Here is a 16,420-nt window from a genome sequence, read left to right as displayed (position 1 = left end):
TATAATACTTAACTTAGTTTTGCAAGTATTTTTTATTAATTAAATCGCGTCCTTCAAAAGACGACTTAATTAATATACCCTAGTCAACAGATTTAGACAAGCACAAATTTTAAATGATTATTGTCTTAAATCGTGTTAAAGTTGATACATCAACATTTATAGGAGGTTTTAAAAATCAAAAAAGTCGATCTTGCCATTATAGGTGCTGGACCGGTTGGATTATTTGCAGCACATTTTGCTCATTTACATGGATTATCTAGCTTCATTTTCGATTCATTATCTGAAGTCGGCGGTCAGCCACAGATGCTCTATCCATTCAAAAAAATTAGCGACATCCCTGCGTATAATTCCATCAATGGAACAGCCTTAATTCAAAATTTAAAATCCGGTTTACCAAAAGAAACCGAAATTATCACTAATCATAAAGTTAATGATGTTAAAAAAAACGCTGACGGTTTTGTCTTAGATAATATCGTATTAGCCAAAAGTATTATCATCGCAACAGGAGCAGGCGCATTTAAGCCTAAAGAATTGCCATTGAAAATGAGCGATGAATTTCAAAAAAGAGTGCATTACTTCATTAAGGATCCTAAAGATTTTGCAAATCAAAAAATTGGGGTTTTCGGTGGAGGCGATTCTGCTCTTGATTTAGCAATTGAATTAGCAAATTATGCAAATGTAAAAATCATTCACCGTAGAAATGAATTTCGCGGTCTTGAATCAAATGTTAAAAAATTGCGTTCTTTAACAAATGTTGAAATTTTAACTCCCTACCTTCCAAAGGATATTCAATTAATTAATAATCAATTAGATATTACTCTTAAAGGCATGGGCGATGTTCAATCACGTCATGAACAATTTGATCAGATCGTTGTTGCTTACGGTTTTAAAGCCAATAATCGTTTTATAAAAAATTGGGGAATTGAACTTAACGGAACTAACATTGCCGTTGATCCAACTATGAAAACCAACATTGATGGAATCTATGCAGCGGGAGATGTAGTAAGCTACCCTGGTCGTGTTCCTTTAATTGCACTAGGATTTGGGGAAGCTCAAATTGCTATCACTTCTATTATGCGTGATTTATTCCCAGAAAAAACTTTAACCATTCACTCAACAAGCATTTAGGAGAAGAAATGACTTTAATCGATTTTATCTTACATATTGACGACCACTTAGTCACAATTGTTAATCAATTTGGTGGCTGGTCTTACCTAATTCTGTTTGCCATTATCTTTATTGAAACTGGAGTAGTTATTTTCCCATTCCTGCCTGGTGATTCACTTATTTTTGCTGCTAGTGCAATGGCCGCTAATCCGAAATACGGATTAAATATTTGGCTCATCTATTTAGTAGTTGCCTTCGCTGCAGTCCTGGGTGATACTGCCAACTATGAAATTGGCGCCTGGTCTACCAGAGCGGGAGGAAAACACAACTGGTTTAACAAATTGATCAACCAAAATAATCGACTAGCTGCCGAGAAATTCTTTGAACGCCACGGTCCAATCACGATTGTGATCGGAAGATTTATTCCGTTTATCCGTACATTTGTCCCCTTCATTTCTGGTGGTAGTAAAATGCACTACGGTAAATTTATCGCCTACAACATTATCGGCGGTTTGCTTTGGACAGGATTATTTACTATTATCGGATTCTTCTTTGGCAACATCCCTGTAGTAAAAGACCATTTTTCAATGATCGTAATTGCCATCATCTTAGTTTCAGTGGTGCCAATTGCAATCGTAGCTTTAAAGAAAAAAATGTCACTCAAAAAAGAGTTCCACTAATTGGAACTCTTTTTTATCTGCGTAATAACTTTTCAGCAAAATATAATTCATAAATAATTCCGGCTACTGCAAAGCAAGATGCAAAAAAGCATTCTGTCAATACATTAATGATCGGATCAGTATTTGGATCAAACAGCCAATCATTGTTGTTAAACAAAATGTGATGAAAAATCACGAAGAAACTATCAAAATTAGTTACCGCAAAAGGAAATACTACAATTGGCAATAACAATAAAATAAGTGCTGCAGATTTATCTAGACTAAGCAGTGCTTTTTTTCTGCGCTTTTTAAAAACAAAATACAGCAACAGACACACAATAAATACAAGCACAGTAAAAACGAATAATTGCTTACATTCCGCAAAATGCTCTGCCGCATTTACGGATGTAGGAAAATTATCCATTTTAAGCCGTTTTTTAAAGGGCCAGATCAAATAAACCATCAACTGGTTATAATTATGCATTACCTGAAATAAAGACATGTGAACAGTCTCATATGTCTTTTGAACAAGCATAAAAATAAATAAAAGCGGCCAGCTAGCGATAATAGCACCTACTACACTACTCGAAACCGCAAATAAAAAATGATAGATCAGTGAAGAAATATTATCTTTCGTAATCATAATTTGAATTCATCTAGGTTATTAACCACATAAGTTGGTTGGCGTTTTCCAATAATATCTTCTTTTTGAGTTACACCCGTCAAAGTCAATAATTGATCAACATCGCTGTTAAAGCCGGCCTTGATATCAGTATCATAGTTGTCACCTACTAATAAAGCATCCTCTTTGGCATAGCCTACTTTAGCTAGGGCTTTTTTGACAATGATAGATTCGGGTTTGCCGATATACAAAGGATCTACCCCACTTGCAGCTGCAACAAAGACGCATTGAGAACCATTACCTGGAATTAGTTCATCCCCTGTAGGCAAATTCATATCTGCATTAGTACCGATAAAAGTTGCACCACGTCTAATTGCTCTAGAAGCCACACGCACCTTATGATAAGTCAAATCCTTATCCATCCCTACAATTACGTAGTCCGGATTTTCTTCATTAAGCTCAAATTCAGGATGCTGCAACAGCTCTCTCCACAAGCCAATTTCTCCAATAATGTATAAACCGATCTTTTTGTTCGAGTGATCTTTATTTTGACTCAAGATATAACTAGCCGTAGCCATGCTTGGAGTATAAATATGATCGGTATCAGTTTCTACTCCATGTCCCTTCAATTTATCGACCACCATCTGAGGAGTTCTAGTCGTATTATTGGTTAAAAATAAATAATCTTTCTTTGCTTCAATCAAGCGGTGAACAAATCTTACTCCTGATTCGACAGTATCTTCACCACGATAAACTGTCCCATCTAAGTCAATCAAAAATACCCGGTAATCTTTCACTAGTTTTCCTTTCTTTTCTTAATAATAAAAGAATGATGTCGTCCAAATTCTTTTTTCACTGCAATTGATTGCTTTTTCTTAAATTTAGTCTGATGAACTCGACGTTTTTTGAATGGATTATTCTCATTCTTACGGTAGCCTTTACCATGACGTCGACGTGAGTGAAAACGATCATTCCTTCGATTACGTTCACGTTCGTAATTTGGTTTACGCGTTCTTTGATGTGGATAATGATGAGTAGGATTAGTTAATTCTAAAATAAAATATGGTCCGCCTGGATTACAATACTCGGTTAAATAATCCACGATCGCCATTTCTTTTTTATCAATCGAAGTGCGAGCTTCGTCTTTGTAAAATCCCTTTAAGCGTAAGTGATCGCTTGAAACATCCCCTACTAAATAATCATATTGATCCAAAAACGGATCATATTTTTTACGGAGCATTTCTAAATCCAGCGCATCCCGTTCATTAGTGACAATTGTATATAACTGTTCATTAATTTTTATGCTCTGACCATCCTGTGCTACGTTAACAAGTGGATGACGCAAAGGCTGTTCTTCTTTAAATTTATTTATTTTTTCCTCTGCGTTTTTTTCTGAATTACTTTTATTTTTTTCTGTCATTTACTTCACTTCTCGATGATAGTGGGTATATTTTAGCTAAATAATTGCCAACAACTTCACGTAAAACTTGAGGGAATAAGAATTCATTTTCACCAACAATAGCTAAAGTTGGAAAGAATGGCACTAATACATAGTTATCTAAACAAGCAATTTGATATTCTGCTTCTGGATCAATCTCATGACCATTGGCATATACAATTCGCTTGCGCATATCTACTTTAATTCCCTTGTAGTACATTTGCCCGAAAATCTTGCCTCTAAAGCTCATCCCTTGCAAATGAAAATGATCTAGATAATGGCGATTCTTTTCAATTTCCATTACTAAACGCCAAAGATCGCTGCCTTTCAAGGTTGAACGAACAACATGCATAGGATGTGGCAATGCTTTTTGCAAATCATATTGGGTTAAAACCCCACTCTTAAATGGTGTCAAAAAGAGACCTGAACTCAAGATAGCTAAATCTGTCTTAGCAAAATCAGCAATTGCATCAAGTGAAACTTGTACTGCCGCAATTTTGTCATCATTAAATTTTTCAGGTAATTTAGCTACTTTATGTTCAGATAAAAGTTTTTGTCCTTTATCATAATAGTCTTGGATAACTGCTTCATCTTCAGGCTCTGCTGGCATTGAAGCTGTAGGAATCGTATCTGGTGCAATCTTAGTTACATGATGATTTTCTAGTTCAACATGAATATCACCAACATAATTGCCCCATTTTCCAGTTTGAGTAATCCAAGTATGTTCAACTTTTTCACCATGAGGCAATAAATCATGACTGTGTCCACCAACAATTAAATCAATTTGGGGATAATTTTTAGCCAGCCAGCGATCCATCTTAAGCCCTACATGAGTAATCAAAATTAAAACATCATATTTATCCTTAATCTGAGCTAATTGCTGATCCATTGCATGCCCCAGCATCTTAACGTGCCAGTGATTTGGGCCATAAGTCATTGGATATGCAGCAGTAAGACCAATTAAAGCAATGCGCGTATTTTTCTTAGTTTTAATAATTTTATGACCTAGTGCCCAATTCGGCATAGATTCATCTTCTTCACGCAAATTGGCTAAAACCACTGGAAAATGAGCATGATCAAATAATCTTTCTAATACCCAATGCGGATTGGAGATTCCTTCATTGTTGCCGATCGTGATTGCATCATAGTTAAAGCCATTCATCAATTTAATATTAGCTTGGCCCTCTGTTGCATCGGTTAGGGGATGCGAACGATCCATAAAGTCACCGGCATCAAAAGTATAAACTTCATCAACTGAAGTATCTGCTTGAGCCTTTTTTAAATAGCGCCCAATTTTAGGAAAATGTTCAAAATGTGAGTGTAGATCATTAGTATGTAAAATTCGCAAAGTTTCCATTTTCGTACTACTTTCTATCCAATTCGATTGGCCTTCAATATCATGTGATAAGCATCCAAAATTTTACCTTTAGGCTTATCCCATTCTACCCACTTAGGATTTTTCCAGTCATCTTCATTAGTCAACGTCTGCAAATCATAAGTATCGTTGATATATTTTTCATACTCAACCAGCGCAGTAGTACGCGGAATATTCAATTGCAATATCCGTACTTTTTTAATTTCACCATGATCCACCGCTAATTCAGCAATTCCATTTTGATCAATATTAGAAATTTCATAATAACGACTACCATCATTTCTGGTAATCTCTTCAATTAAATCCAATTGTTCCATTAAATTCACCCTTTTGGAATAACAGAATCATACTATAAATAGAAAAAAATGTGTAACCATGCTATTGTTAATATGCGATAGAGGTGTACACACATGAAATTTAAAAGCCAACTCTTTTGGGCTCTTTTTTTTAGCTTAATCTTTTTTACAACAAGTGGTTTTACTGTTGTTGGTCACCGCGGCGATCCCATCAAATATCCTGAAGAAACTATTCAGTCTGATGATTCTGCCTTCAATTCCGGTGCTGATTACGTCGAACTCGATCTCCAACTTTCAAAAGATGGAGTTTTAGTCATCTCTCATGATGATGACCTTGAGCGAGTTACTCATACACATGCAATTGTATCACAAAATAACTTTGAGACACTCAAACAGCTAAAGTATGATAATGGCGAACATGTAATGTCGCTTAATGAATTATTTGAACACTATAAAAATAAGCCCAGCGCCAAGTTTGTCTTAGAAACAAAAATCGACCACAGCATTAATCCATCATATGAACTTGAAGATAAAATTGCTGCAGTAGTCAAGAAATACCATATGCAAAAACGGATCATGATTCATTCTTTTTCTGCAGCAAGTTTATTTCATTTTAGAAAAATAATGCCCGGTGCTTATTTAATCTTCATCGTAGGAAGTCTAAGACGAATCAACTTCAGTATTTTGCCACAAGTAAATGCTGTGAACGCTGCTTCGGATATTGTTCAAGAGCATCCCTTCTTAATTCATTGGCTCCACAAACTGCATAAGCAGCTATTTGTTTGGGCAGAAATGGATGAATCGCCTGCTCTTTGGCATTGGTTAATCAATCGTAATGTCGACGGGGTTGTTACCAACTTTCCAGCAACAGGATTCAAATATAAATTAGCCAAAAGCGGCACAAAAAAATATGCCATCAATCGAACAGGAATCTATTTTGGTAAAACTAAAACCTCTACTATAATGAATCCTTACGTCCGCATCAAAGAGAAGAAATATGTCTGGCCTAATCAAAAAGTCAATGTAACTTATGGTGTACGAGTCGACAACAAATTATACTATCAAATTGCAGAGAAGACTTTTATTTCTGCAGAATTCGTCAATTTAGATTTGCGTCATAATGATATCGCACCTTATGAAAATAAAAAGATAATCGCTAAGCCTAATACTAAAGTGGCAATTTACAATTATCCTGACAGTCAGGCAAAAACAAAGAAATTCTTACCTGCTAACACATTATTTAAAATTCAAAACTTTAACGGAAGTCCTAAGAATATGTGGCTCTACACTAAAAAAGGTTGGATTAAGGCTGATCAAATACTCTTCTATGGCTTTTTCAGTAAAAAAGCTTTTCAGCAATATAATAAATTGCCACGAGTAAGCAAATACACGAACTTGGTTTTGTTGTCTTTTAACCCAACCAAATTAACACTTACGCCAACTTACTGGCAAAAGCAGAAACAAATTAATCATATTATCCGCTAAAACAAAAAGAAGTAGTTCTTATCAACAATGTCTTAACTTAATGACATTGTCCTTACCAACTACTTCTTTTTTGATACTTTTTATTGATTTAATGTACTTTGTTTTTTAACTAATTCATATGGCAATTCAATATGAGTTTCGTCAACTTCTTCATTATTCATCAACTTAGTCAACATTCTCATAGCAACCGCACCTATATCATAAAGTGGTTGCTTAATTGTGGTCAAAGCTGGACGAACAACAGAAGCAAGTTGAGTTGCACTTGCAGTAACAATTTCCAAATCTTCTGGTATCTTCTTGCCTGCATCTATAGCAGAATTCAAAATACCAACAGATGAAATATCACGAGTAACAATTACACCATCGATACCATCTTTAACGAGTTGTGGGTATAAATTGTAACCGTCTGAATAATCTTTAACCCCGGTGTAAACATGTGGTTCACCTAAATTATTCTCTTTGATAAATTCATTGTAGGCAGGAATTCTATTTTCGCCGTTTACAACTGCATCTTCATCACCAACAACAAGTGCCAAGTTCTTCTTGCCATCGTGCATTAATAAATTCAATGCTTCTGTATCAGCTTTCTTATAATCGATAGTTACAGATGCGAACTCGTCGCAATTATTCCTAGTTCCAGCCAATACCACTGGAGTATTAGTTCTCTTAAATGCTTCTGCAGCTTTATTTGGCAAACGGTTTGACATGTAGATCACGCCATCTACTTGCTTATTAAGCAAGCTTTGAATTACTTGATCTTCTTTCATCAAACGGTTTTCAATACTGGTAATGATAATGTTGTATTTATATAAAAGTGCAATATCATCAATACCCTTAGATAATTCTGCAAAATATAAATTAGTCAAATCTGGGACGATTAAACCAACTGTAGTGGTACGCTTAGATGCTAACCCTTGCGCTACAGCATTTGGTTGATAATGTAATCTCTTAATTACTTCAAGAACACGATCACGTGTCTCTTTTCTCACATTATTATTGCCGTTAACAACACGAGAAACTGTCGCCATAGACACCTTAGCTTCTCGAGCAACATCATAAATTGTAACTTCTTGTTTATGCATCGCTTATTCTCAGTCCTTCCGAAAAATCCTTCACCTTAATTTATCATTATTTTGCTCTAAGTGCAAACGTTTACAGTTTTTCTTTCATTTTTTCATAGAAAAAGCATGATATACTGACACTAAACTAACGAAAAAGAGGCTATTTATGAACTTAGACAAATTACAACAATGGCTGCAAGATTCAAACAATGATATTGCATACATTTCTAATCCAATCACTATTTCTTACTTCACAGGATATTCCATGGATCCTCATGAACGTATCTTTGCTTTGCTCGTATTTAAAGATGCAGATCCTTTTATTTTCTGCCCTGCTTTAAACGTTGAAGAAGCAAAGAATTCTGAATGGAACGGTGACGTTTTTGGTTACCTTGATTCAGAAGATCCTTGGGAATTAATTGCGGATAATGTAAGAAAGAGAACTAGCGATACTCACACTTGGGCAATCGAAAAAGACGATCTTTCAGTTGCTCATTACCAATATCTGCGCGGTGAATTTCCAAATGCCAGTTTTACTAACGACGTTTCTCCATTCATTGAAAGACTTCGTCTTTACAAGACGCCAGAAGAAATTAAGAAATTGCAAGGCGCTGGTGCCGAAGCTGACTTTGCTTTCAAGATTGGTTTTGATGCAATTAGAACTGGCGTAACCGAAAGAAGTATCGCTGGTCAAATTGATTACCAATTAAAAATCCAAAAAGGCGTAATGCACGAGAGTTTTGAAACTATTGTCCAAGCTGGTAAGAATGCCGCTAACCCACACCTTGGTCCAACTATGAATACTGTTCAACCTAACGAACTTGTTTTATTCGACTTAGGTACTATGCATGATGGTTACGCATCTGACTCAAGTAGAACAGTTGCTTATGGTACGCCATCAGACAAGCAACGAGAAATTTACGAAGTTGACCGTGAAGCTCAACAAGCTGCAATCGAAGCCGCAAAACCTGGCATCACTGCCGAAGAACTTGATAGCGTTGCTCGTGACATCATTACTAAAGCTGGCTATGGCGAATACTTCATTCACCGTTTAGGCCATGGTATTGGTAAAAACGTACACGAATATCCATCTATTGTACAAGGTAATGACTTAGTTCTTGAAGAAGGCATGTGCTTCTCCATTGAACCAGGTATCTACATCCCTGGCTTTGCTGGGGTCAGAATTGAAGACTGTGGTGTCGTAACCAAGGATGGCTTCAAGACCTTTACACATACTGACAAAGATCTAAAGATTATTCCTATTAGAGATTAATCAAAAAATTTCGAAACAAAAAAGCTGACCTGAGGTCAGCTTTTTATTTTGTGATGAATAATGAACTATTCTTCGGATGAATTATCTGGAGTTGATGCAGTATCATCATTTTCAGCATTGTTTAAATCATCAACTGATTTTTCTGCATTGTCGCCATCAGCAACATCATTATCCTTGTTTGAATCATCAATAACGATGTCGTCAAAGTCCTTTAATTCTGAATCATCTTCAACATTCTTAGGGAATGAAGCTAATTGATTCTTAACAATTTCAGTACCATTGTCGTACTTCTTCTTCAAATCTTGAAGCTTATCGTTGTCTTTAATCTTGTTCTTAACATCATCAACTTGTTCATCACTAACAAGCAATGAACCTGCAATAAAGCCGGCTGCGCAACCAGCTACAGCACCTAATACAAAACTTGCAAATTTTTTCATAGTGAAATCCTCCTTTATTAATTTTCACCTCTACGGCGTCTGCGTCTTGCAAAGGCAGTTGCCGCAATTGAAGAAACGAGACCAGCATGACTAAAGTGATTGCTGCTAAAGCGTTTAGCGATCTTCTTTGAAGAATCATTCAATTCGGATACGCTTTCACCTAAATCTGCAGCGGCTTTTACTACTGGATCTAACGTCTTCATTTTACCATTAACATCGATCATTAGGTCGTTAGTTTGATCTAATAAATTATGAGTTTGATCCATCAGACCATCCATATCTTCAGAAAGCTTCTTCATAGATTCATTAGTTGTCTGAATAGTCGCACTAGTTTCTTTCAAAACTTTTGCTGTACGAATAAGCATAGGGATCGTAAATAATACTAAAATTAAGAATGCGATTGCAGCAATTAAGCCAGCCAAAGCACCATAAGAGATTGTCATATTCTATCTTCTACCTCCATATACCATCTAAAAAAAGTCTAGCATGAATATACTTTATTCTCAATTAATGTCTTGTTATTCTTTTATTATAACCTATTAAATTAAAGAAAGGATATTATATAACCTACTCATCATGAAACTACCTACATTACCCACGCATATAAATATGCATAAAATTCAATTCAACTGGGACAAAATTGGTCAAAATTTCTTGTCTATCATTTGGCAACTAGCCATCACTACTTTAATCTTTTACCTTTTATCCCACTTTGGTCATAAGATAATTAACAATTATTTGGCTAGACATAATACAATCAGAAACAAAAGGACCAAAACAATTACTGCCTTAATCAACAGTATCTTCCAATATACTTTGATATTCTTTTATCTTTTTGGAATTTTATCCATTATTGACGTGCCAGTGGGAACATTATTAGCCAGTGCCGGAATCTTCTCTCTTGCCTTAGGTATGGGGGCCCAAGGTTTTGTTAATGATCTAGTTAACGGCTTCTTCATTTTAAGTGAGGATCAATTCGATGTAGGCGATACTGTTTCCATCAATGGGCAGATTGGTACTGTAGATCAGTTAGGATTGCGGACCACTCGTTTAAAGGCATCAGATGGTTCAATAATTTACATCCCTAATCGAGATATCACTATTGTGCAAAATCTTGCTCATAATGCTATCGGATTAACTATTAATTTAGAATTAGATGCAGATAACGACTTTGAACAAGTTAAACATATTATTAAAGAAGTTAATATATCAATTAAGCCTGAAAAAGGCACTATTTCTTCTGGTCCTTCAATTATTGGTGTTTCTGGACAAAACGGACGTACAGTTACCTATGCCGTGTATTTCAAAGTAAAACCTGAGAAACAATCGGCAGTTAAAAATTTATATTTAGGAAAATATATTCAGGCTTTGCACAAGAATGACATTAAATTTGCGACAACGGCAAGTACAATCAAAACTAGTGCATAGAAAAAGTGTTTAGAACGAAAAATTCTAAACACTTTTTTAATTGAATTGTTTTAGCCAATCCGGCAATTCTTGCAATAATTTTCTCACCGCATTACCACGATGAGAGATTTCATTTTTCTCATCTGTTGTCATTTGTGCAAAAGTCTTACCCTTTTCAGGAATAAAGAATAGCGGATCATAACCAAAGCCATCTTCACCGCGTGGTGCAGCCAGGATCCGACCTGAACAAGTACCTGAAACAACTAAATCCTTATCAAACTCACCTGGCATTGAAACAACGATTGTCGTCCAAAACTTTGCCGTTCTCTTTTCATCAGGTACACCGCCCAAATTAGCTAGCAACTTTGCATTATTTTTAGCATCATTATGAGCTTCACCTGCATAACGAGCACTTCTTACGCCAGGTTCACCGTTTAATGCATCAACCATTAAGCCTGAATCATCGGCAATTGTTGGCAATCCTGAAAAATCTGCTAGCTCATGAGCTTTAATTTTGGCATTTGCTTCAAAAGTCCGTCCACTTTCAATTGGATGAGGCGGAGTATCTAAATCAGCATTAGTCTTGATTTCGACACCCACGCCAGCTCTCTTAAAAGCTTCTTTTAATTCCTTAGCTTTTCCTTGATTGCCGGTCGCAAATAAAATTTCCTTAGTCATTATAAATTCCTCGTATCTACTTGATGACTAGTCAGATCTGCTTGTCCTAAAAATCTTCTTCCCATTTCTGAGAATTTATCAGGATCTCCAGTAGTGTAATATTCATGTTTTCCAGCTTGATCGAATGAACTAAACAAGCCATCACGCCGCATAACATTAAACGTATATTGTGCTACTTGATCAGCAGGATCTACAATTTGAATTTTATCACCTAATGCTTCCGCAAATTCATTTTGAATTAAAGGATAATGCGTACAGCCCAAAACAAAAGTATCAAAATCTTGATCCTTAAGCGGAGCAATACTGCGTTTAACTGCTGCTAAATTAGTATCATAATCCTTTTGGCTTTCAATGAGGAGAGCAAGCTCTGGTGCTGCTACTTCCATCACCTTAATATCAGGATCTCTGAATTTAATTTCTTTTTGATATGCATGCGAATTAATTGTTACCGGTGTTGCTGCTACTGCAACTTTTTTATTTTTAGTCGTTCTTGCCGCAGCTAAACTCCCTGATTGAATAACTCCGATAATTTGCTGCTCAACTTCATTTTGCAAAGTGGGCATTGCCACTGCCGTTGCTGTGTTGCAGGCAAAAATAATTAACTTTACTTTCTTTTGCAATAAAAACTTTACGCTACGACGCGTAAGTTCAATAATTTGTTCACGACTTTTATCGCCATAAGGCATATTGGCACTATCACCAATAAAAACAGTAGATTCGTGAGGCAACTTTTCAATTACTTTTTTAATAACTGTAAAGCCGCCAACACCCGAGTCTAACAATCCAATGGGACGATTATCCATAATAAAAACCTCTTATTAAGAAAAAATTATTTTCTACTTCTACTAGTTTACGGTAAAATAAAAAAGAATAAAAGGGATGAATAAGTTTATGACAGAAAACGCAAACGAACACGTATATTTTATTAATCAGCTTTACCGCGACTTTCTTTTACCAACTATTTTAGGTGATGATGATGCCCCTATTCTTTATTGGGCTGGCAAAAGAATTTCACGTCACTACGACTTAAGCGATTTTGATGATTTGGCTGATTTCTTCCATATGGCTAAATTTGGTACTCTTGTAAAAACCAAAGAAAGAAGAGCCTCCATCACTTTTGAATTAAGCGGTCAAAATATCGAAGACCGTTTAGACAGTGATAGTAAAGAATTTTCTCTTGAAAGTGGCATGATTGCCGAAGCCGTACAAAAGGAAACTGGTAAAATCACCGAAAGTGAAATTACCATTTTACCTAAAGAAAAGAAAGTTCAAATCATTGCTCGTTTCGGCTAAAAATTTAGCAAAAAAGATAGCTTTTTTATAGACTATAACTTATTGTTCCTATATACTTTACCTTAAATTAAAATATTTTTAGATTTAGATATAGGAGTAATAAAATGCTCAAGGAATTTAAACAATTTATTGCACGCGGAAACGTTATTGATTTAGCAGTCGGTGTGATTATCGGTGTAGCTTTTACAGCAATCGTACAATCACTTGTTAAAAACTTAATCAATCCGCTAATCGGTCTTTTTATCGGTAGAATTGACTTGTCTAACTTAACTCTTAAAGTAGGAGAAGCTAATTTTAGATACGGAAGTTTCCTAAATTCCATCATCAATTTCCTTATTATTTCCTTCATGGTCTTCTTAATCGTAAAAGCCGTTAATAAATTTACGAAAAAGGAAGAAGAAGAAACTCCAGCTGCTCCAACCGAAACGGATTACTTAAAAGAAATCCGTGATCTTCTTAAAGAAAAAGAAGCATAAAATAAAGCTTGTGGCCTCGCCACAAGCTTATTTTTTTGTCTTAATTAGCCAGCATATTGATCCAAAATTTGGTTCAACTTTTCCTTTGGAGTGTAGCCAGTCAAACGATCAACAATTTGACCATTCTTCTTAATAATCAAAGTTGGAATAGCCATAATACCAAGATTCTTAGCAGTTTCTTGATTGTGATCTACATCCATCTTAGTAAACTTAACGTCTTGACGTTCTTCTGCTAATTGGTCAATTACAGGTGATTGCATCTTACATGGACCACACCAAGTTGCCCAAAAGTCTGTTAAAACAACGCCATCTTTAGTTTCTTCTTCAAAGTTTTGATCAGTAATTGCATTAACCATATGCTTTACCTCTTTCAATTAATATCGTTTTTTCTTCAAATCTTATATTAATAATATATCAGCTTTACTTACTTTTTACAAGAAAATTGCCTACTTTAATTTAACAATTGTGGCACCGTTACCACCTTCGTTAGCAGGCGCGTAATTAAAGCCTTTAACATGATTGCTGCTGCTTAAATATTGCCAAACACCCTTACGGATTGCGCCAGTACCAATTCCATGAATAATCGTTACAATATCTAACCCAGCAAGCAAAGCAGAATCAATATAACGATCTAAATTAGTCATGGCTTCATCGTAGCGTTGACCACGCAAGTCGAGCTCACTATGTGCATTGCTACGTCTAATCGCACTCGTTGCTCTAACCAGTTTCTTCTTAGGCTGGGCATTATTCTTAGCAATTCTCTCAATATCACGATCACTAACTTTAACTTTAATGATCCCCATTTGCACTTCATATTCATGCTCAGACAATTTCTTAGTAATAGTGCCTGTTTGCCCATATGAAAGGACCTTTACTTGATCCCCTACACTTACATGATGTCGACGTTTTTCACGCTGTAAGACCTTATTATGGGCTAAATTGTGAGCCTGACGTTCTAGGCTGTTAAGTTCACCCTTGGCTTCAATAATCTTATTTTCTTTAACGCCAACATTTTTCTGCTTTTCCAATTCCGCAATAATCTTATCAGCTTTTTTACGTCTTTTAGCCACAACTTCATTAGCTCTTTCTTGGGCAAAATCAAGTTGCTTTTGAACGCGTTGATTGTACCAATCAAGTGCTTGCTGCAATTTCTGCTCAAGCTTTTGACTGCGATCCAAACTTGTTTCTAATCGGTTGCGTGCAGTAGTAGCTGCTTTAGTTTGCGCATTTAATTTGGCAATCATCTTATTAATATCAGAATCTTCGTCTGACATTAAATTCTGCGCATTTTTAACTACATCTTCACGCATCCCCAGTCTGCGGGCAATCGCAAAAGCATTACTATGACCTGGAATTCCAATTTGCAAATGGTATGTTGGTGACAAAGTCTTCAAGTCAAATTCCATTGATGCATTGATAGTGCGCGGTCTATTGTATCCATAAAGTTTCAATTCTGGATAGTGCGTAGTAACCATGATCTTAGCATCTTTTTTGCGCAAAAAGTCCAAAATACTAATAGCCAAGCTAGCCCCTTCTTCTGGATCCGTTCCTGCACCAATTTCATCAATTAAAACCAAAGTTTCTTTATCTACGTTTTTCATAATGGCAATGATGTCATTAATATGTGATGAAAAAGTACTTAATGATTGTTCAATTGATTGTTCATCACCAATATCAGCGTAAACTTCTTTGAATACGCCAACTTTGCTGCCTTCTTCAGTTGGAATAAATAAACCAGACTGAGCCATTAATTGCAACAACCCCGCGGTTTTAAGAGTAATAGTCTTACCACCAGTGTTTGGCCCAGTAATCAGCATTGTGTCAAAATCGTCACCTAAGCGAATATTGTTAGGAACAACTTTTTCTGGATCAATCAACGGATGGCGTGCATTCCGTAATTCTAACGAATGATCCTGAGTCAACTTAGGTTCGCTGGCCTTCATTTCTTTAGCTAACTTTGCTTTTGCCTGTAAAAAGTCTAAGCGAGTCAATGAATTGGCAATATTATTGATGCTGTTGATCTCTTCTCTCGCTAAGCTAGACAAATGCTTTAAAATATTGCGAATTTCTTGTTTTTCTTGAGCAATTAAATTCTGTTGGCGGTTGTTTAAATTCAATACTGCTTCAGGTTCAATGAATAAAGTCTGACCACTGGCACTTTGATCATGAACCACACCGCCAAACTTGCCACGATATTCTTGCTTAACCGGAATAACATAGCGATCATCACGAATAGTAACGATTTGTTCAGATAAGTACTTACTGCTATTTCCTTTAGTATAAGCATCCATCCGATTCTTAATATCTTCTTCATTGCTGCGCATATCATGACGCAAACGCGCTAATGCATTTGAAGCAGTATCAAGTACTTCACCATCATAGTCAACTGACTTTTTTAATTCTCTAAATAAAAGATCTGGAACATCTAGCTGATCCAAAACTGAATCAATAGCTGATAAGTTAAGCTTTTCATCATCAACATCTTCCAGAAATTCGTTGATTTCATTAGCTAAACTTAAAACAAGAAGCAAATTCCCTAGCTCTTGTGCATTTAAATTTGCCTTAACGCCCAATCTTTTAGTACTAGGATGAACATCTTGAAAGTCAGTTAACGGAAGCCGTCCTTTAACTCGCAATAAGTCAGCCAATGCCAACGTTTGCTTTAATTCATTTTGTACTTGGTCAAAATTACTGCTTGGTCGCAATTTTAGTGCTGCCTCTTTAGCTGGAGCGGTAATTGCTAATTTGCTTAATCTTTTAGTAATTTCGCCAAACTCTAAGATTTTTAAAATTTTATCATTCATAGCTATCTA

At 35.8% G+C, this 16,420-nt stretch carries 19 protein-coding genes; 7 read left to right on the top strand and 12 right to left on the bottom strand.

Features of this window, described 5'->3' with window-relative positions; all coding sequences use genetic code 11:
• The first annotated feature begins 174 nt into the window (after positions 1-174).
• A complete protein-coding gene (locus AADV52_RS10820; RefSeq protein WP_080588343.1) occupies positions 175-1,128 on the top strand; it encodes an NAD(P)/FAD-dependent oxidoreductase in 954 nt (317 codons plus the stop codon).
• 8 nt (positions 1,129-1,136) lie between these two features.
• Entirely contained in the window at positions 1,137-1,787 is a 651-nt protein-coding gene (locus AADV52_RS10815) for a VTT domain-containing protein (RefSeq protein ID WP_014918344.1), read from the top strand.
• 13 nt (positions 1,788-1,800) lie between these two features.
• Here the strand turns inward: AADV52_RS10815 and AADV52_RS10810 are convergent, their stop codons facing one another.
• Genes AADV52_RS10810 through AADV52_RS10790 form a run of 5 tightly spaced genes read right to left on the bottom strand, consistent with a single transcriptional unit; the run spans position 1,801 to position 5,518 of the window.
• Entirely contained in the window at positions 1,801-2,409 is a 609-nt protein-coding gene (locus AADV52_RS10810) for a TIGR01906 family membrane protein (RefSeq protein WP_014918343.1), read from the bottom strand.
• Entirely contained in the window at positions 2,406-3,185 is a 780-nt protein-coding gene (locus tag AADV52_RS10805) for a TIGR01457 family HAD-type hydrolase (RefSeq protein ID WP_003632178.1), read from the bottom strand. Before AADV52_RS10805 ends, AADV52_RS10810 begins: the two co-directional genes overlap by 4 nt.
• Entirely contained in the window at positions 3,185-3,808 is a 624-nt protein-coding gene (locus AADV52_RS10800) for a YutD family protein (RefSeq protein WP_014918342.1), read from the bottom strand. Before AADV52_RS10800 ends, AADV52_RS10805 begins: the two co-directional genes overlap by 1 nt.
• A complete protein-coding gene (locus AADV52_RS10795) occupies positions 3,792-5,183 on the bottom strand; it encodes a bifunctional metallophosphatase/5'-nucleotidase (RefSeq protein ID WP_014918341.1) in 1,392 nt (463 codons plus the stop codon). Before AADV52_RS10795 ends, AADV52_RS10800 begins: the two co-directional genes overlap by 17 nt.
• A 14-nt stretch (positions 5,184-5,197) precedes the next feature.
• Positions 5,198-5,518 carry a hypothetical protein gene (locus tag AADV52_RS10790; RefSeq protein ID WP_003627737.1) on the bottom strand — a complete coding sequence of 107 codons (321 nt, stop codon included), beginning with the start codon at positions 5,516-5,518 and terminating at the stop codon, positions 5,198-5,200.
• A gap of 93 nt (positions 5,519-5,611) precedes the next feature.
• On the opposite strand from AADV52_RS10790, the gene AADV52_RS10785 reads away from it, so the two are divergent.
• Positions 5,612-6,982, top strand: a complete 1,371-nt coding sequence (locus tag AADV52_RS10785; RefSeq protein ID WP_014918340.1) for a glycerophosphodiester phosphodiesterase — start codon at positions 5,612-5,614, stop codon at positions 6,980-6,982.
• Between the two features lie 80 nt (positions 6,983-7,062).
• Here the strand turns inward: AADV52_RS10785 and AADV52_RS10780 are convergent, their stop codons facing one another.
• Entirely contained in the window at positions 7,063-8,064 is a 1,002-nt protein-coding gene (locus AADV52_RS10780; protein ID WP_014918339.1) for a substrate-binding domain-containing protein, read from the bottom strand.
• A gap of 145 nt (positions 8,065-8,209) precedes the next feature.
• On the opposite strand from AADV52_RS10780, the gene AADV52_RS10775 reads away from it, so the two are divergent.
• Positions 8,210-9,316 (top strand): M24 family metallopeptidase, encoded by a 1,107-nt coding sequence (locus tag AADV52_RS10775; protein WP_014918338.1) that lies wholly within the window; start codon positions 8,210-8,212, stop codon positions 9,314-9,316.
• Positions 9,317-9,381: 65 nt separating this feature from the next.
• On the opposite strand, the gene AADV52_RS10770 is transcribed toward AADV52_RS10775, so the two are convergent.
• Both AADV52_RS10770 and AADV52_RS10765 read right to left on the bottom strand, forming a co-directional pair.
• Positions 9,382-9,753 (bottom strand): hypothetical protein, encoded by a 372-nt coding sequence (locus AADV52_RS10770; RefSeq protein ID WP_012211463.1) that lies wholly within the window; start codon positions 9,751-9,753, stop codon positions 9,382-9,384.
• Positions 9,754-9,770: 17 nt separating this feature from the next.
• A complete protein-coding gene (locus AADV52_RS10765; protein ID WP_003627742.1) occupies positions 9,771-10,196 on the bottom strand; it encodes a DUF948 domain-containing protein in 426 nt (141 codons plus the stop codon).
• Positions 10,197-10,329: 133 nt separating this feature from the next.
• On the opposite strand from AADV52_RS10765, the gene AADV52_RS10760 reads away from it, so the two are divergent.
• Entirely contained in the window at positions 10,330-11,181 is an 852-nt protein-coding gene (locus tag AADV52_RS10760) for a mechanosensitive ion channel family protein (protein ID WP_041808649.1), read from the top strand.
• Between the two features lie 36 nt (positions 11,182-11,217).
• On the opposite strand, the gene AADV52_RS10755 is transcribed toward AADV52_RS10760, so the two are convergent.
• Positions 11,218-11,838 carry an XTP/dITP diphosphatase gene (locus AADV52_RS10755; protein WP_014563096.1) on the bottom strand — a complete coding sequence of 207 codons (621 nt, stop codon included), beginning with the start codon at positions 11,836-11,838 and terminating at the stop codon, positions 11,218-11,220.
• A complete protein-coding gene (gene murI, locus AADV52_RS10750; protein ID WP_014918336.1) occupies positions 11,838-12,641 on the bottom strand; it encodes a glutamate racemase in 804 nt (267 codons plus the stop codon). Before murI ends, AADV52_RS10755 begins: the two co-directional genes overlap by 1 nt.
• A 76-nt stretch (positions 12,642-12,717) precedes the next feature.
• Here murI and AADV52_RS10745 point away from each other — a divergent pair, with 76 nt between their 5' ends.
• Together AADV52_RS10745 and mscL are read left to right on the top strand one after the other, a co-directional pair.
• Positions 12,718-13,131: a YslB family protein gene (locus tag AADV52_RS10745; protein ID WP_014918335.1), complete on the top strand. Its 414-nt coding sequence runs from the start codon at positions 12,718-12,720 to the stop codon at positions 13,129-13,131.
• A 104-nt stretch (positions 13,132-13,235) separates the two neighbouring features.
• Positions 13,236-13,607, top strand: coding sequence for a large-conductance mechanosensitive channel protein MscL (gene mscL / locus AADV52_RS10740; RefSeq protein WP_014918334.1), 372 nt, complete (start codon positions 13,236-13,238; stop codon positions 13,605-13,607).
• A 44-nt stretch (positions 13,608-13,651) separates the two neighbouring features.
• On the opposite strand, the gene trxA is transcribed toward mscL, so the two are convergent.
• Both trxA and AADV52_RS10730 read right to left on the bottom strand, forming a co-directional pair.
• A complete protein-coding gene (gene trxA, locus AADV52_RS10735) occupies positions 13,652-13,963 on the bottom strand; it encodes a thioredoxin (protein WP_014918333.1) in 312 nt (103 codons plus the stop codon).
• A 90-nt stretch (positions 13,964-14,053) separates the two neighbouring features.
• Positions 14,054-16,411 carry an endonuclease MutS2 gene (locus AADV52_RS10730; RefSeq protein ID WP_014918332.1) on the bottom strand — a complete coding sequence of 786 codons (2,358 nt, stop codon included), beginning with the start codon at positions 16,409-16,411 and terminating at the stop codon, positions 14,054-14,056.
• Positions 16,412-16,420: the final 9 nt, after the last annotated feature.

Origin of the sequence: Lactobacillus helveticus (genome assembly GCF_046109915.1) — a bacterium.
Taxonomy (GTDB): domain Bacteria; phylum Bacillota; class Bacilli; order Lactobacillales; family Lactobacillaceae; genus Lactobacillus; species Lactobacillus helveticus.
This window is presented reverse-complemented; position numbering and strand designations above follow the sequence as displayed.

Coding starts and splice junctions, on each gene's coding strand:
- AADV52_RS10760 (WP_041808649.1), top strand. CDS start 10,330: ATGAAACTACCTACATTACCCACGCATATAAATATGCATAAAATTCAA.
- AADV52_RS10755 (WP_014563096.1), bottom strand. CDS start 11,838: ATGACTAAGGAAATTTTATTTGCGACCGGCAATCAAGGAAAAGCTAAG.
- AADV52_RS10765 (WP_003627742.1), bottom strand. CDS start 10,196: ATGACAATCTCTTATGGTGCTTTGGCTGGCTTAATTGCTGCAATCGCA.
- AADV52_RS10790 (WP_003627737.1), bottom strand. CDS start 5,518: ATGGAACAATTGGATTTAATTGAAGAGATTACCAGAAATGATGGTAGT.
- AADV52_RS10730 (WP_014918332.1), bottom strand. CDS start 16,411: ATGAATGATAAAATTTTAAAAATCTTAGAGTTTGGCGAAATTACTAAA.
- AADV52_RS10785 (WP_014918340.1), top strand. CDS start 5,612: ATGAAATTTAAAAGCCAACTCTTTTGGGCTCTTTTTTTTAGCTTAATC.
- murI (WP_014918336.1), bottom strand. CDS start 12,641: ATGGATAATCGTCCCATTGGATTGTTAGACTCGGGTGTTGGCGGCTTT.
- AADV52_RS10795 (WP_014918341.1), bottom strand. CDS start 5,183: ATGGAAACTTTGCGAATTTTACATACTAATGATCTACACTCACATTTT.
- AADV52_RS10780 (WP_014918339.1), bottom strand. CDS start 8,064: ATGCATAAACAAGAAGTTACAATTTATGATGTTGCTCGAGAAGCTAAG.
- AADV52_RS10810 (WP_014918343.1), bottom strand. CDS start 2,409: ATGATTACGAAAGATAATATTTCTTCACTGATCTATCATTTTTTATTT.
- AADV52_RS10745 (WP_014918335.1), top strand. CDS start 12,718: ATGAATAAGTTTATGACAGAAAACGCAAACGAACACGTATATTTTATT.
- trxA (WP_014918333.1), bottom strand. CDS start 13,963: ATGGTTAATGCAATTACTGATCAAAACTTTGAAGAAGAAACTAAAGAT.
- AADV52_RS10815 (WP_014918344.1), top strand. CDS start 1,137: ATGACTTTAATCGATTTTATCTTACATATTGACGACCACTTAGTCACA.
- AADV52_RS10800 (WP_014918342.1), bottom strand. CDS start 3,808: ATGACAGAAAAAAATAAAAGTAATTCAGAAAAAAACGCAGAGGAAAAA.
- AADV52_RS10775 (WP_014918338.1), top strand. CDS start 8,210: ATGAACTTAGACAAATTACAACAATGGCTGCAAGATTCAAACAATGAT.
- AADV52_RS10770 (WP_012211463.1), bottom strand. CDS start 9,753: ATGAAAAAATTTGCAAGTTTTGTATTAGGTGCTGTAGCTGGTTGCGCA.
- mscL (WP_014918334.1), top strand. CDS start 13,236: ATGCTCAAGGAATTTAAACAATTTATTGCACGCGGAAACGTTATTGAT.